Source organism: Luteibacter sp. TLI7-4A, assembly GCF_056754745.1.
The window spans coordinates 3,470,203-3,484,771 of the sequence record NZ_JBPGWO010000001.1; the positions used below are offsets into that span (position 1 = coordinate 3,470,203).

At 66.9% G+C, this 14,569-nt stretch carries 18 protein-coding genes; 3 read left to right on the forward strand and 15 right to left on the reverse strand.

Annotated features, from left to right (window positions below):
• The 12 genes from ACR9Y6_RS15245 to ACR9Y6_RS15300 form a co-directional block, all read right to left on the reverse strand.
• Window positions 1-1,482 (reverse strand): sugar ABC transporter ATP-binding protein, encoded by a 1,482-nt coding sequence (locus ACR9Y6_RS15245; protein WP_481282046.1) that lies wholly within the window; start codon window positions 1,480-1,482, stop codon window positions 1-3.
• Window positions 1,482-1,880 (reverse strand): D-ribose pyranase, encoded by a 399-nt coding sequence (gene rbsD / locus ACR9Y6_RS15250; protein WP_481282047.1) that lies wholly within the window; start codon window positions 1,878-1,880, stop codon window positions 1,482-1,484. The genes ACR9Y6_RS15245 and rbsD overlap by 1 nt, the downstream gene beginning before the upstream one ends.
• Window positions 1,877-2,773, reverse strand: a complete 897-nt coding sequence (gene rbsK, locus ACR9Y6_RS15255; protein WP_481282048.1) for a ribokinase — start codon at window positions 2,771-2,773, stop codon at window positions 1,877-1,879. Before rbsK ends, rbsD begins: the two co-directional genes overlap by 4 nt.
• A gap of 115 nt (window positions 2,774-2,888) precedes the next feature.
• Complete coding sequence (locus ACR9Y6_RS15260) at window positions 2,889-3,242, reverse strand: gamma-butyrobetaine hydroxylase family protein (protein WP_481282049.1); 354 nt, start codon at window positions 3,240-3,242, stop codon at window positions 2,889-2,891.
• 182 nt (window positions 3,243-3,424) lie between these two features.
• Entirely contained in the window at window positions 3,425-4,042 is a 618-nt protein-coding gene (locus tag ACR9Y6_RS15265; RefSeq protein ID WP_371024389.1) for a hypothetical protein, read from the reverse strand.
• Window positions 4,043-4,081: 39 nt separating this feature from the next.
• Entirely contained in the window at window positions 4,082-5,419 is a 1,338-nt protein-coding gene (gene hslU / locus ACR9Y6_RS15270; RefSeq protein WP_481282050.1) for an ATP-dependent protease ATPase subunit HslU, read from the reverse strand.
• 3 nt (window positions 5,420-5,422) lie between these two features.
• Window positions 5,423-5,956, reverse strand: a complete 534-nt coding sequence (gene hslV, locus ACR9Y6_RS15275) for an ATP-dependent protease subunit HslV (protein ID WP_481282051.1) — start codon at window positions 5,954-5,956, stop codon at window positions 5,423-5,425.
• Window positions 5,957-6,046: 90 nt separating this feature from the next.
• Window positions 6,047-6,958, reverse strand: coding sequence for a tyrosine recombinase XerC (locus tag ACR9Y6_RS15280; RefSeq protein ID WP_481282052.1), 912 nt, complete (start codon window positions 6,956-6,958; stop codon window positions 6,047-6,049).
• Window positions 6,955-7,641, reverse strand: a complete 687-nt coding sequence (locus tag ACR9Y6_RS15285; protein ID WP_481282053.1) for a DUF484 family protein — start codon at window positions 7,639-7,641, stop codon at window positions 6,955-6,957. The genes ACR9Y6_RS15280 and ACR9Y6_RS15285 overlap by 4 nt, the downstream gene beginning before the upstream one ends.
• A 58-nt stretch (window positions 7,642-7,699) precedes the next feature.
• Window positions 7,700-8,527 (reverse strand): diaminopimelate epimerase, encoded by an 828-nt coding sequence (dapF, locus tag ACR9Y6_RS15290; protein WP_481282054.1) that lies wholly within the window; start codon window positions 8,525-8,527, stop codon window positions 7,700-7,702.
• A 6-nt stretch (window positions 8,528-8,533) separates the two neighbouring features.
• Complete coding sequence (gene lptM / locus ACR9Y6_RS15295) at window positions 8,534-8,749, reverse strand: LPS translocon maturation chaperone LptM (RefSeq protein ID WP_481282055.1); 216 nt, start codon at window positions 8,747-8,749, stop codon at window positions 8,534-8,536.
• A gap of 44 nt (window positions 8,750-8,793) precedes the next feature.
• On the reverse strand, window positions 8,794-9,264 hold the full coding sequence (locus ACR9Y6_RS15300) for a GNAT family N-acetyltransferase (RefSeq protein ID WP_481282056.1): 471 nt from the start codon (window positions 9,262-9,264) through the stop codon (window positions 8,794-8,796).
• Between the two features lie 237 nt (window positions 9,265-9,501).
• Here ACR9Y6_RS15300 and ACR9Y6_RS15305 point away from each other — a divergent pair, with 237 nt between their 5' ends.
• A complete protein-coding gene (locus ACR9Y6_RS15305) occupies window positions 9,502-10,986 on the forward strand; it encodes a RimK family protein (protein ID WP_481282057.1) in 1,485 nt (494 codons plus the stop codon).
• Between the two features lie 9 nt (window positions 10,987-10,995).
• On the opposite strand, the gene ACR9Y6_RS15310 is transcribed toward ACR9Y6_RS15305, so the two are convergent.
• Window positions 10,996-11,214, reverse strand: coding sequence for a hypothetical protein (locus ACR9Y6_RS15310; protein ID WP_481282058.1), 219 nt, complete (start codon window positions 11,212-11,214; stop codon window positions 10,996-10,998).
• A 135-nt stretch (window positions 11,215-11,349) separates the two neighbouring features.
• On the opposite strand from ACR9Y6_RS15310, the gene aroE reads away from it, so the two are divergent.
• Window positions 11,350-12,180: a shikimate dehydrogenase gene (gene aroE, locus ACR9Y6_RS15315; RefSeq protein WP_481282059.1), complete on the forward strand. Its 831-nt coding sequence runs from the start codon at window positions 11,350-11,352 to the stop codon at window positions 12,178-12,180.
• A gap of 42 nt (window positions 12,181-12,222) precedes the next feature.
• Here the strand turns inward: aroE and ACR9Y6_RS15320 are convergent, their stop codons facing one another.
• Window positions 12,223-12,684 (reverse strand): carboxymuconolactone decarboxylase family protein, encoded by a 462-nt coding sequence (locus tag ACR9Y6_RS15320; protein ID WP_481282060.1) that lies wholly within the window; start codon window positions 12,682-12,684, stop codon window positions 12,223-12,225.
• Window positions 12,685-12,850: 166 nt separating this feature from the next.
• On the opposite strand from ACR9Y6_RS15320, the gene pdxR reads away from it, so the two are divergent.
• Window positions 12,851-14,284 (forward strand): MocR-like pyridoxine biosynthesis transcription factor PdxR, encoded by a 1,434-nt coding sequence (gene pdxR / locus ACR9Y6_RS15325; protein WP_481282061.1) that lies wholly within the window; start codon window positions 12,851-12,853, stop codon window positions 14,282-14,284.
• Here pdxR and ACR9Y6_RS15330 read toward each other — a convergent pair.
• Window positions 14,256-14,564 (reverse strand): hypothetical protein, encoded by a 309-nt coding sequence (locus ACR9Y6_RS15330; protein ID WP_481282062.1) that lies wholly within the window; start codon window positions 14,562-14,564, stop codon window positions 14,256-14,258. The two genes, pdxR and ACR9Y6_RS15330, sit on opposite strands and share 29 nt — an antisense overlap.
• Between the last annotated feature and the right edge of the window lie 5 nt (window positions 14,565-14,569).

The window sequence follows — 14,569 nt, forward strand, 5'->3', positions numbered from 1 at the left end:
TCACTTGCCTCCGGTCGCGGCGGTCATCACGGATTCCTGGGTGGCACCGTGGGCGTCGAGCAGGGCCGTCGCGCGGCCCTCGTGCATGACCAGGATGCGGTCGCTCATCGCGAGCACCTCCGGCAGTTCCGAGGAAATCATGAGGATGGCCACGCCCTGCTCCGCGAGTTGATTGATGATGTGATAGATCTCGGCCTTGCCGCCGACGTCGACGCCGCGGGTGGGCTCGTCGAGGATCAGCACGCGTGGCTTCAACGCCAGCCACTTGGCCAGGACGACCTTCTGTTGGTTGCCGCCGGAAAGGGCGCGCACGTCGAGTTCCATGTCGCGCGTGCGGATCTTCAATGCGTCGATCAGGCCGCGCGTCTGTTTCTTCTCGCCCGGACGATCGACGAGGCCCGCATGCGCCGGTACGCGCGGAAGGCTGACGTTCTCGCGCAGGCTCATGCCGAGCACCAGTCCCTGGGCCTTGCGATCCTCGGTGACGAAACCGAAGCCGGAGTGGATCGCCTCGTTCGGTGACTTCGGCGTCACCACCTTGCCGTCGAGCGTGACCGTGCCTTCGCTGAGCTTGTCGAGGCCGAACAGCAGGCGCGCCAGTTCGGTGCGGCCGGCGCCGAGCAGGCCGGCCACGCCGAGCACTTCGCCCGAATGCAGGTCGAAGCTCACGTCCTTCACCATGCCACCGGTCACGTGTTCGACCTTCAGGCGCACCTCGCGGATGTTCGGTGCGCGCGACGGGAAGCGCGCGTCGAGCGTGCGCCCGACCATCATCTTCACCACCTCGTCGAAAGCCAGGCCGGGGACCGGGCGCGTGCCGACGAAATGGCCGTCGCGCAGCACCGAGATGCGATCGCACAAGGCGAAGATCTCTTCCATGCGGTGCGACACGTAGACGATGCCCGTGCCCTGCGCGCGCAGGTCGCGGATGAGCTTGAACAGCGTGTTGGTCTCGTGCTCCGTAAGCGCCGCGGTCGGCTCGTCCATGATCAGCACGCGCGCGTTCTGGCCGAGGGCGCGGGCGATCTCGACCATCTGCTGCTGGCCGACGGACAAGCGTTCGATCAAGGTGCCCGGGTCGAGACGTTCCATGCCGACGCGGGCCAGCCATTCCATCGCGCGCTTGGTCATCGCGCGGTGGTCGAGCAGGCCGAAGCGCTGGATCTCGCGGCCGAGGAAGAGGTTGTCCGCGATGCTGAGCGCGGGAATCAGGTTGAGTTCCTGGTGGATGATGGCGATGCCGTATTTCTCGGCATCCGCGGGCGTGGTGATCGACGCCGGCTTGCCGTCCACCTCGATGCTGCCGGAGTCCGGCGCGTAGATCCCGGTGAGGATCTTCATCAAGGTCGACTTGCCCGCGCCGTTCTCGCCCATCAGCGCATGCACTTCGCCCGGCAGCAGTTCGAAGGCCACGCCTTCGAGCACCTTCACCGGGCCGAAGGCCTTGTGGATGTCTTGCATCCTGATCAGGGGCGCGCTCATCAGAACGTGACGCCGGCGTGCAGGATCACGTTCGCATAGGGCGAGGTCTCGCCGGTACGAACCACGGCCACCGCACGCGCGGTCGCCTGCTTGAGGTCGTCGTGCGACAGCTCGTCGACCGCGAGGCCGTCGCCGGCGAGGCGGCGCGACAGCGCGACGAGCGCGGGATTCCTTTCATGGATCTCGCGCGCCACGGTGACGCGTTCGACGGCGAGTTCCGCGTATACCGCGTCGAATACCGTCGCGAAGGAGGGCGTGCCCGGCAGTACCGCGAGGTCGATACAGGGCACGCCGTGAGGCACCGGCAGTCCCACGTCGGCGATCACCAGTGTGTCGGTATGCCCCATCGCGGCGATGATGCGGTTGAGCTCGGCGTGCAGCAGGCCGCTACGTCTCATCGATGTGTCTCCAGGAATGCCGCGAGTTCATCGGCGCGTGGCATGCCGTCCTGCGCGCCCAGGCGGGAAACGGCGATCGCCGCGGCGGCGCATGCCTTGCGCACCGCCATGTCGAGGCCTTCGGCCAGGTGCACCGCCAATGCGGCGTTGAAGGTGTCACCGGCGCCCGTGCTATCCACGGCGTCGACCTTGAAGCCCGGCTGGTGCCGGGGCTCGTCGTCCTTGTCGCGGAACCACGCGCCGTCCTCGCCGCGGGTCAACACGACCGGGCAGGGTGCGCGACGCATGAGATCGCGGAAATCGGATTCGCCTTCCGCGCCGAGCACCGTGGCGAGCTCGTGCTGGTTCGGCGTGAGGAAGCGCACATGCGACAACCATTCGACCGGCAGACGCTGGGCGGGAGCGGGATTGAGAATGACCGGAGCGCCTTCTTCCCGCGCGATGCGCAAGGTGGCCTCGACGGCGTCCAGCGGAATTTCGAGTTGGACCAGTACCGCGTCGGCACCGCGAATGAGTTCGCGCGCCGCCTCGACCTGGGTGGGGGTGACGCGCCCGTTGGCGGCGGGTACCACGACGATGTTGTTCTCGCCGCCGGCGACGGTGATCGACGCCGTGCCGCTGCCGATGCCATCGATGCGGGCGACGTGGCGGACATCGATGCCCTCGGCGGCGAGTCCGTCATGGAGCTGCTTGCCGAAGGCATCGTCGCCAACGCAGCCGACCATCGATACCGAGGCACCGAGCCGCGCTGCGGCTACCGCCTGGTTCGCGCCCTTGCCTCCGGGGATCGTGAGGAACCGGTCGCCGGTGAGCGTCTCGCCCGGGCCGGGAAAGCGCGGCGCGAGGGTGACCAGGTCCATGTTGATGCTGCCGACGACGACGATTCGCGTCATGCTGGTTTGCTCCGGAGTAGGAATCGCGGAACGTCCGGTGTTCGCTGGTGGATGCGGGATGGCGCGCAAATATACGCCTTGCACGCGCATGTTGCTTTCATGCGCATGCTTTCCCTTACCGGGACAGGCCCTTGGCGTCGAGTTCGGCGAGATAAGCGGGCCATGCCGTGTCGTAGGCCCGGCCGAGGTCGTAGAGCGTGTCCCAGCCGAAGATGCCGCTGGCGTGGCCGTCGTCGAAGCGGATCAACACGCCGTAGTGGCCTGTGGGTTCGAGCGCGGTGATGCCGACGTCGCGCTTGCCGGAGACCAGGATCTTCTGGCCCGGCCCGTGGCCTTGCACCTCGGCGCTGGGCGAGTTCACCCGCAGGTATTCACAGGGAAGACGGAAGCGCTCGCCGTTGTCGAAAGCCACCTCGAGGATGCGCGAGGCCGAGTGCAGGACGATGTCGAGGGGACGCGGGCGGGACATGGGCCGATGGCCTTGGAATGGAGCGGGGAGCCGAGCTTAAAGCTTCTTGTGGGAGCCGACATGGTGTGAGAGCCGACTTGTCGGCGATGCCTGCCTGGAACGAAGGGCACCCTGCGTGGTCGCGAGCACCCTTTCGCCGCCGAAGCGGCTCCCACACTTATGCGAGCGGTGGCTGCATAGGATCAGGGCGCGCGGCCGAAGCCGTCGCCCGTGCCCTGTTCCAGCGGCGGCGGATCGCCGGCGACAGCCAGGAGCGCGGTCGCGTAGGCGTCTTCCATGCTCACCGTGGAGACTTCGTCCCAGGAGAAGAACGAGGGCTCGCGCAGCCACTCCGCGTCGGGAGTGATCTCCTGCATGTTGAAGCCTTCGTCTTCCACGCTGACCACGCGGCCGATGTAGCAGACCTCGGACTCGTCCTCGCTGTCGACGTGCACGCCGATGACCGGCGCGTGCGCCGCCGCGGCCTGTACGACCTGGGCGATGTCGTCGAGGGGGAAGTCCGCTGGCGGCGTCGGGCGGATGCCCTTCATCGCGAGCGCCTTCTCCAGGAAGCCGGCGTGCTTGTCCGGCGCCTCGAATTCGGAGATGTCGCGGTGCCGCATGATGTACATGCCGTCATAGCTGACGCCATCGCCGACGACCCAGAGCAGGAAGAACTCGCGGCCGACACCGCCCACGTAGCCGCAGAAGCTGCCGTGTTCGAGTTCGTCGCGCCATAGACGTACCAGCTGCTGGTTGTCCTGCGCTTCGCGCAGGTTCGCTCGCTGGCCGTTGGTTTTGAGATGAATAACCTTGCCCATATACGTCAATAGTTTAGCAGAGGGGGAGGCCCCCGATGTTCAGAGGATGTAACGGCTCAAATCCTCGTCCTGGACCAGCGAGGCCAGGGTTTTATCGACATAATCGGCGTCGATCACGTATTTTTCGCCGGATTTGTCCGCCGCTTCGAAGGAGATCTTCTCCAGGAGGCGTTCCATCACCGTGTGCAGGCGGCGGGCACCGATGTTTTCGGTCCGTTCGTTGACCTGGAAGGCCACGTCGGCCAGGCGATCGATGCCCGTCTCGGTGAAGTCGAGGATCACGCCCTCGGTATTGAGCAGTGCAACATATTGCTTGGTCAGGGCGTTGTTCGGCTCGCGCAGGATGCGCTTGAAGTCGTCGACCGAGAGCGCGTTCAATTCCACCCGGATCGGCAGGCGGCCCTGCAATTCAGGAATCAGGTCCGACGGCTTGGCCAGCGAGAACGCACCGGAGGCGATGAACAGGATGTGGTCGGTCTTGATCGAGCCGTACTTGGTCGAGACGGTGGAGCCCTCGACCAGCGGCAGCAGGTCGCGCTGCACGCCTTCGCGGCTCACGCCGGCACCACCCCACTCCGAGCGCTGGGCGACCTTGTCGATCTCGTCGATGAAGACGATGCCGTTCTGCTCGGCACTGTCCACCGCGTGGCTGCGCAGTTCGTCGTCGTTGAGCAGCTTGCCGGCCTCTTCCTCGACCAGGATCGGACGCGCCTGGCGGATGCTCATCTTGCGCTTCTGCGACTTCTGTCCGCCGAGGTTCTGGAACATCTTGCCCAGCTGCTGGCTCATTTCCTCCATGCCCGGGGGCGTCATGATTTCCACGCCGACGTTCATGGCGAAATCCAGTTCGATCTCGCGGTCGTCGAGGGCGCCTTCGCGCAGCTGTTTGCGCAGCTTCTGCCGGGTGTCGCTGTCGATCGCGGTGACATTGCTGCCCGTGTCGTCCCACCCGCTGGACTGGCGTCGCGGCAGCAGGGCATCGAGCAAGCGGTCCTCGGCGGCGTCCTCGGCCTGGCTACGCACCCGGCCCTTGGCATGGTCGCGCACCAGCTTGTACGAGACGTCCGCCAGATCGCGGATGATCGATTCCACGTCCTTGCCGACATAGCCCACTTCGGTGAACTTCGTCGCTTCGACCTTCACGAAGGGCGCGTTGGCGAGCGTGGCGAGGCGACGGGCGATCTCGGTCTTGCCGACGCCGGTCGGGCCGATCATGAGGATGTTCTTCGGCGTGACCTCGTCGCGCATGCCCGGTTCGAGCTGCATGCGGCGCCAGCGGTTACGCAGCGCGATGGCCACGGCGCGCTTGGCGTCGTGCTGGCCGACGATATAGCGGTCCAGTTCGTTGACGATCTCGCGGGGAGTCAGTTCGGACATCGGTCAGAGCTCTTCGATCGAATAATTGTGGTTGGTGTAGATGCAGATATCACCGGCGATCTTGAGCGCTTTTTCCACGATCGTGCGCGCATCCAGCCCGGTATTCTCCATCAGGGCCAGGGCGGCGGACTGGGCGTAGGGGCCGCCGGAGCCGATGGCGATGAGGCCGTGCTCCGGTTCGAGCACGTCGCCGTTGCCGGAGATCAGCAGCGAGGATTCCTTGTCGGCGACAGCCAGCATGGCCTCGAGGCGGCCCAGGCGACGGTCGGTGCGCCACTCCTTGGCCATCTCCACCGCGGAACGGGTGAGGTTGCCGCCGTGCTTGACCAGCTTTTCCTCGAACAATTCGAACAGGGTGAAGGCGTCGGCCGTGGCGCCGGCGAACCCGGCCAGGACGTCGCCCTTGCCGAGGCGGCGCACCTTGCGCGCGTTGGCTTTCATGACGGTATTGCCGAGGGTGACCTGTCCGTCACTGCCGATGACGACCTTGCCGTCGCGGCGGACGCAGACGATGGTCGTGGCATGCATCGGTTCCATAGTGCGTTCCTTGGGGGAGACGCCTGAGGTGGGGGCCGGCCGGGGGTGTCGCAAGTACGGGCCGGCTGGCGTCGCCGGACACCGGGGCCTTCAGCCCTTCCGCTTCGCCCGTGGATGGGCAGCGTCGTACACCTTCGCCAGATGCTGGAAATCCAGGTGGGTGTAGATCTGGGTGGTGGCGATGTCGGCGTGGCCGAGCAGTTCCTGGACCGAACGAAGATCGCCCGAGGATTCCAGCATGTGGCTGGCGAAGGTGTGCCGCAGCATGTGGGGGTGCACGCGCTTGGCTTGGCCGCTGGACAGCTTGGCCAGGCGAAGTTGAATGGCGCGGGCGCCGATGGGCGCCCCGCCGCGGCCCTTGAACACCGGCAGCTCCGGACCGGCTCCGCCGAGGGCGGCCAGGGCCCTGAGCGCGGCCACCGCATACCGCCCCACCGGAAGGATGCGTGTCTTGTTGCCCTTGCCGAGCACGCGCACCTGGCCATCGTCGAGGTCGAGGTCGCCCCAGTGCAGGCCGCAAAGCTCCGACAGGCGCAGGCCGCTGGAATAGAACAGCTCCATCATCGCCGTGTCGCGTGGCGCCAGTGTTCCGCCGAGGTTGGTTTCGACCAGTTCCTTCGCCTCGTCCGCATCGAGCACCTGGGGCAGCTTGCGGCGCACCTTCGGCCCGCGCACGCCAGCGGCGGGATCGTGGTCGAGCTTGCCTTCCCGGCTGAGGTAGCGGAACAGACTGCGGCAGGCGGAGAGCAGTCGCTGGATGCTGTTCGGCTCCAGGCCTTTCGTCTCGCGCCCGTCCTTGCCGCGCAGGGGTCGATGCAGGCGCGCGATCATCGAGCGCATGCGGTCCGGACCCAGGCGGTCGAAGCTGTCCAGGCCTTCGGCTTCCATGAATTCCAGCAATTTACCCAGGTCGCGCCGGTACGCCGCCAGGGTATGCGCCGAGGGTGCGCGCTCGGCGGCGAAGTGGCGCAGGAAGGCCTCGATGGCCTCGCGCGGGTTCACGCCGCCTTCCGGGCCCGTTCGATGGCCGAGCCGACGGTGGTCGAGATCATGTCGAGGAACAGCGTGCCCATGCCGGGGTGGAACCGGTCGGGATCGGCGCTTCCGATGGCGAGCAGCCCATCCTTGCCGATCCGCATCAGCGCGGCGGAACGAACCTCCGGCGCGGTATCGCCGAACAGGCGGTGCAGCTTGTCGGGCGCCAGGCGGCCCGCGACGGGATCGCCGTGTTCCAGGAACGAGGCGAACTCGGGCAGGCCCGAGGCACCGTGCGGCTCGCGCAGCAGCCAGGGCTCGTCGGGCAGCCCGGCGAGGTCGCCGAAGAAGACCAGGCGCACCCGCTCGGACTGGAAATCCTCGGTCAGGCGGCGCACCACGTGCCTCACGGTGTCCTCGACGTCGCTGGCGCCCAGCAGCGCGAGCATCAGGCCGTGCACGCGGCGCATCAGCTTCTCGTTGTCGGCGGCGACCGCCGTCAATTCCTTGAGCCGTGTTTCCAGTTCGGCGTTCTTCTCGCGCAAGCCGCGCAGCTGGTGCACGGCGAGCGAAGCGGCGGGACCGTTCGCGCTGGGCAGCACCAGTTCGTTGGCGAGTTCGGGATAGCCGACGAGGAAGTCCGGATGCCGTCGCAGGTAGGACGCCACGGTGGCTGGCTTGATATCGCCGTCGATCGCGGAGTCGGTCATGTCGTTTCTTCCTCGAAGTGCTGCATGTGTCGCAGTGTGCCCCGTTCGCGCGCGAACGTCACACCTCGCCTTCGAAGACGAAGGCGGCGGGGCCGGTCATCCACAAGGTATGGCCAGGACCGTGCCACTCGATGGTCAGCGTGCCGCCGGGCAGTTCCACATCGACGGTGGGCGCGGCAAGGCCCAGGGATTGCGCCACGGCGGCGGCGGCGCAGGCACCCGTGCCGCAGGCGCGGGTCCAGCCGCTGCCCCGTTCGTGCACGCGCAGGCGGATGCGGTCCGGGCCCAGGCGCTCGGCGAAACCCACGTTCGCACCGTGCGGGAAGGCCGGGTGGTTCGTGAGCAACGGCCCGAGCGTGTCCACGCGCGGGTCGTTCACATCGTCCACGAACACCACCGCGTGTGGGTTGCCCATGGAGACCGCGCCGAAGCTCACGTCTTCGCCATCGATCGCGAGCGTGTAGACGGCATGCGCGGGCCGGTCGAGCGGAATGGCGGAGGGGTTGAAGTCCGGCTCACCCATGTCGACCACCACCCTGCCCTCGTCGATCACGCGTACGGTGACCGGGCCGGAAGGACTCTCCAGGCGAACGTCGGTGTCGCGCTCGATGGCGCCGTCGCGGTACAGCCACGCGGCCACGCAGCGGACGCCGTTGCCGCATTGCCCGGAAGGCGAACCGTCGGCGTTCCAGATCCCGTAGTAATAGGCGCAGGAGGGATCGCGTGCGGGCTCGATGCTGATCAGCTGGTCGAAGCCGATGCCCGTATGCCGGTCGGCCAACGCGGCCACGCGTGCCGCGTTGGGGGTGCGTGGCGCATCCTCGCGCCAGTCGACGATCGCGAAGTCGTTGCCGATCCCATGCATCTTGGTGAAACGGGAAGGCATCGCGGACTACTGGTGGATGACCGAATTGAACGGCGTGCGCGTGCTGCTGGCCGGCGGCGGGGCGAGCGACGTCGAGCTGGCGGCCGGGTGCGCGCCCGTCTGCGGCTTGGCGGTGGCCGAAGCGGCGGGCGGCGGGGGCATGAACAACGGCCCCTTCTGGCCGCAACCGGACAGTGCGGTGACGATGGAGGCGAGGGCAAGCGGCAAGATGAGTCGGCGCATGGGCGATTCCCCGGAAACGGAGGCCAGTATAGCCTCGGGTCCGCTCAAAGCAGCTTTTCGAAACGGAAGGCGTCCGCGCCGTCGGCGTAGTAGTTCGCGTATTCGCCGATCCGCGCGTAGCCCAGCCGTTCGTAAAGACGGATGGCCACCGCGTTGTCCTTGCGCACCTCCAGGCGAAGCGACCGGCAACCGTGTCCGCGTGCGGCGTTTTCCGACGCATGGATCAACGCGGAGCCCACGCCCTTGCCCTGGGCCTGTGGCGTGGTCGCGATGGAATACAGCCGTGCGACGGTCGTGCCCCTGCGGAAGAACACCACGGCCGTGCCGAGGAAGCGGCGATGGTTGGCACTGGCGACGAGCACCAACGCGCTTTCGCTGTCGAGGTGCTTGCGATACTGGGCACGACTCAGGCGGTCCTGCGCGAAGCTCGATTCCTCGAGCGCGACCAGGTCGTCGAGATCGCTCACTTCGGCGCGGCGTACACGTACCGAGGCGGTGACCGGGGGTGGCTGCATGCGCTTTGGGGACTCCGGCGCGGGTGGAGGACGGCTCGCGGGCCGAGCGGGGCGAAGCAAGCGCGGCACTGTAGACCTCGGGTCGGCATGGATCAATGACTTTTTCATGAATCCTTCCGGACGTGCGTCGACGGTCCCGCTTGTGTGTCGCACCATCGCGGGCACACACTGCGGCACCGGCGAACGATCGGCCCCGGGCGGGGTCGAGTGAACGGAGTTGCCGTCTGTCGAGGTCTCATGAGCCGGCTCGTCATCGTCGTGGAGAAAGCCTCGGACTGGGGCTCGTATTACCCGTCCGCCGATGTGGTCACCGCCATGGATTACCTCCGTCAGCCGGTGGGTGGCGACGACGAGCGCACCCAGGTCATCAACCTGTGCCGCAACTACAAATACCTGGGTACCGGCTACTACGTGTCGCTGCTGGCCGAGGCGCGCGGGCACAAGGTCATACCGTCCGTGCGCACCGTGAACGACCTGCGCCGCCGTTCGCTTTATGGCCTGGACATCGACGACCTCAACCAGAAGCTGGCCAAGTTCCTGCCGGCCGGTGGGCGCGACACCACCGACTTCGGCGTGCTCGTCTACTTCGGCGAGACCTCCTATGGCGACCTGCAGGATCTTGCGAGGCAGGTGTTCGACATGTTCCCTTGCCCGCTGATGCGCATCGAGTTCGAGCGTGACCGGGTCTGGCAGGTCTCCGCGATCAAGGCGGTCGGCCTGCACACGCTGGACGACGCCCAGGAGGATTCTTTCGCCCTGGCGCTGGAGAAGTTCTCGCGCAAGCTCTGGCGAAAGCCGCGTGCGCGCCGCCGCTTCCGTTACGACATCGCCATGCTGGTCGACCCGAACGAACAGATGCCGCCGTCGAACAAGAAGGCGTTGAAGCAGTTCATCGAGGCCGGCAAGCACCTGGGCATGGAAGTCGATCCGATCGGCAAGAACGACTACCAGCGGCTCGCCGAATACGACGGCCTCTTCATCCGCGAAACCACCGCCAGCGACAACCATACCTACCGCTTCGCCCATCGTGCGGAGAAGGAAGGCATGGTGGTGATGGACGATCCCACGTCGATCCTCCGCTGCACCAACAAGATCTTCCTGAACGACATGATGGTCTCGCGCAAGCTGGCCACGCCGATCACGGAAATCCTGTACCGCGACGATCCCAAGCGCCTGCGCGACCTGCACGAGCGTCTGGGCCTGCCCATCGTGCTGAAGATCCCGGATGGCTCGTTCTCGCGTGGCGTGGTGAAGGTGGAAACCCGCGAGGCGTTGGAGAAGGCGGCCAGCGAACTGTTCTCGCACAGCGCGCTGCTGATCGCGCAGGAATACCTCTATACGGAGTTCGACTGGCGCATCGGCGTGCTCAACCACGAGCCGCTGTACGCATGCCAGTACTTCATGTCGCGCGGCCACTGGCAGATCTACAACCACGGCGCCAAGGGCACCGCGAAATCCGGCGGCTTCCGCACCGTGCCCGTGCGGGACGCGCCCGCCGAGGTCGTGAAGCTGGCGCTCAAGGCCACCCAGACCATCGGCGATGGCCTCTACGGGGTGGACCTCAAGCAGGTCGGCGAGCGCCCGGTGGTGATCGAGGTCAACGACAATCCGTCGATCGACGCGGGGGTCGAGGACGCGTACCTCGGCGAGGACCTCTACCTGCGGATCATGCAGGAGTTCCTGCGCCGCCTCGAACTCAAGCGGCTCGGCATCCAGGCCTGATCCGCGGCCTCACCGGCGAAACAGCGCCATCAGCAATGTCATCGGCAGGCTTGGCTTCATCGCCACCAGGACGCTCGCCGGGGCCAACAGCAACCAGAAGGCAGGGGTCCAGCCCAGCGTCTCGCTATGCCCCGACAGTGGGGTCAACAGGAGCAGCAGGGCGCCCGCGGCCAGCCAGGCCAGGGCGATGAGGGCGCGCTGGCGGCGCGGCGAGAGCGTGTCGTGCATGGCGTACTCCAGGCATGGGAATGGCGATGGAGGAAGCCTGGGCCGCCGCCGTCTCACGGACCGCGACCGGGGGGCGGCACGTTGTTAGAATCCTTTCGCCGGACAGGGTGTTCCGGCGCCGTGCCAGGAGAATCCATGAGCGCTGAAGCGCACCGTTACGCCGTGTTCGGTCATCCGATCGCGCATTCGCTGTCCCCGGAGATCCACAAGGCCTTTGCCGCGCAACTCGGTATCCGCCTGAGCTACGAGACCGTCGACGCGACCCCTGGCGACTTCGCCGCCGCCGTACGCCGTTTCTTCGCCGACGGCGGCCTGGGCGCCAACGTGACTCTTCCCCACAAGGAAGCAGCCTTCATCCTGGCCAGCGAGCACAGCGAGGCGGCCGCCCGCGTCGGCGCCGCCAACACCCTCACGCCCCTGGTGGGCGGCAAGCTGCATGCCCACAACACGGACGGCAGCGGCTTCGTCCGTGACATCACCGAGCGTCACTCGCTCGACCTGCGTGGCCACGACGCCCTCCTGCTGGGTGCCGGTGGCGCGGCCAAGGCCGTGGCCTGGGCCTTGTTGGACGCCGGCGTGCAGACGCTGACCATCGTCAACCGCACGCCGGAGCGTGCCGACCAGCTGGCCGACGCGATCGGCGATCCCGCGCGCTGCCACACGCGTTATTGGGACGGCCTGGATGGCGAATGCTTCGACCTCGTCGTCAACGCCACCTCGATCGGCGTCACCGGCGGCTCGTTCGACCTGCCGATGTCGATCCTGCAGGATCATTCCACCTGCTACGACCTTTGCTACGGCGCCGCGGCGGCCAGCTTCAAGGGTTGGGCGACCGCCGCGGGCGCCCGTTACTTCCGTGACGGCTTGGGCATGCTGGTGGAGCAGGCGGCCGACGCTTTCGAGCGCTGGCACGGTACGCGCCCCGACACCGATCCCGTCTACGACGCGTTGCGGCAGCGCTTCTGAGTCCAGGGCGAACCGTTCCTCGCGTGATCTTCGACGGTCCGCTCAGCCTTCGGCTGCGCGGACCGCTTCCGGCGTGTTGCGAAAGCTGATCGCGAGACGGTTGTAGGTGTTCATCAAGCCGATGGCCAAGGTCAGGTCGACCAGCTCTTTCTCACTGAACACGCGCGCCGCCGCCTGGAAATCCGTGTCGGGTACGCCTGTTCGCGCGACTTGGGTCACCGATTCGGCCCAGGCGAGGGCCGCCTGTTCGCGGGTGTCGAACAGCGCACCCGCTTCGCGCCATGCTTGCAGAAGCGCCAGCTTCTCGATCGGAACGCCCTTCTTGATCAGGTCGCGGGTATGCATGTCGAGGCAGTAGGCGCAGCCGTTGATCTGGCTCACCCGCAGGTAGACGAGGTCGACCAGCCGGGCATCCAGCCCTGACTGCGCCACATAACCATAGACACCGCCGAGCGCTTTCACGCCGTTCGGCGAAACCTTCGTGTAATCGATGCGTTGTGACATGACGGAACCTATTCGTGCGGGGTGGTGAGGGGTGTGTCGCCGGTCAGTAGCGCTGCAAGAAGACGCTTCGTTCTCATGATCGACTCCTGAATCAGAACGCTATCGTGCGCCTGCTTCAGGTCATCGAAAAGAACCAGAAAACGCATATCTGGATGTACCATGAGGCATGGCATCGGCCCTGCGCATCCGGATCGACCGTTCCGTCCCGGCTACCCTGACGGAACAGATTCGCGCGGGCATCCTGGCGGCGATCGGCAGCGGTGCGCTCGCGCCCGGCGCCCGGCTTCCGTCATGGCTCGCCTTGGCGGCGCAACTCGGCGTGGCGCGGGGTACGGTCAAGGCGGCCTATGAACGCCTGGCCGACGAACAGGTGATCGTGTCGTCGCGACCGGGCGGTACCCGCGTCGCCGATCACCCCGTGAGCGTGGGAGAAGCGGCTCCGCAAGGCGAGGCGGAGACACCGCCGGCGCTGTACCAGCACCTACTCGGTGGCGCCGCCATGTTCCAGATGGGCGTGCCGGGACCCGATGGTTTCCCGACCAGCCTGCTCGCCCGCTTGCGTGCCCATGCCGTGCGCACCGAGACGGCCGCACAGGCGCTCTACCCCGATCCTCGCGGCGAGATCGAACTCAGGCGCGAGATCGCCGCCCACCTGGCGCTGGCGCGCGGCATCGAATGCCACCCTTCGCAGGTCTTCATCACCGCCGGTTTCGCCGGCGCGCTCGGCACGGCGCTGAGGGTGCTCGGTGTCGAAGGACGTGAGGCGTGGATGGAGAATCCCGGCTTCTTCCAGAGCCGCAAGGCGCTCGAACTCGCCCGGCTGGTTCCCGTGCCGGTGCCCGTGGACGACGAAGGCATCGACGTCTCCCAAGGCATCGAGCGGGCTCCCGGAGCGGCGTTGGCCCTGGTCACGCCCGGTCAGCAGGCGCCCCTGGGAGGCACGCTGTCGCTGGCCAGGCGCATCGAGTTGCTTGGCTGGGCGGCGCGCACTGACGCGTGGATCCTCGAGGACGACTACCTTGGCGAACTTCAGCTCGAACGCCGCGCCGCGCCGGCGCTGGCATCGCTGGACCGCGAGGGCCGGGTCATCCACATGGGCTCGTTCAGCAAGACCATTAGCCCGACGCTGAGGCTGGGCTTCATCGTAGCCCCCGCGGGGCTGGTGAGTTCGTTCACCGAGGCGGCACTGTGCTTCGGATCGGCACCGGGTCCCGCGATCCAGCATGCGATCGCCGACTTCATGCGGGAAGGGCACTACATGAGGCATCTGCGCCGCATGAAGCGTATCTATTCCGCCAAGAGCCACGCGCTACAGGTGGCATTGGAAGCGAACGGCTATCGCGCGCATATCGGCGGCCTGGGCGCCGTCATGTACCTGCCGGACCTCGTTCCGGATATCGATGTGGCGCGGGAGGCAAGGGTGCATGGGCTCGCGCCGGTACCGCTGTCGCCGTGGTTCAGTCCCGGCAGCCCCCGCCGCTCGGGCCTCTTGCTCGGGGTTGCCACCGTGGACGAAGCGCGGCTTCCGACGGCGTGCCGGCAGTTACATCGACTCATCGAAAACGCGGCGCTCAAGGCGCGTCCGCGCTCGTCACGTTGACCGGGCAGTTATACGTGGCGCGGTAGTCGTAGCGCTGCTTCGTTCCCGCTCCATCCGCCGACGCCACCGGTGCCGCCAGGACCAGTTGGATGGTGTCGACTCTCGGCGCGCTGCACTTCTGCCGCGCCATCGCGACACAGGGTTGTTCGCTCAGCGCGTCTTCCGTGCACGACACCGCGATGGGTGCCATCGACGGCGCGACGGCGACCGGAGCGGTCGTGGAAGCGCAGCCCGCGAGGAGCGCCAGCGCGGGCCCAAGGAAACGGATTCGGTAACGCATCGGAT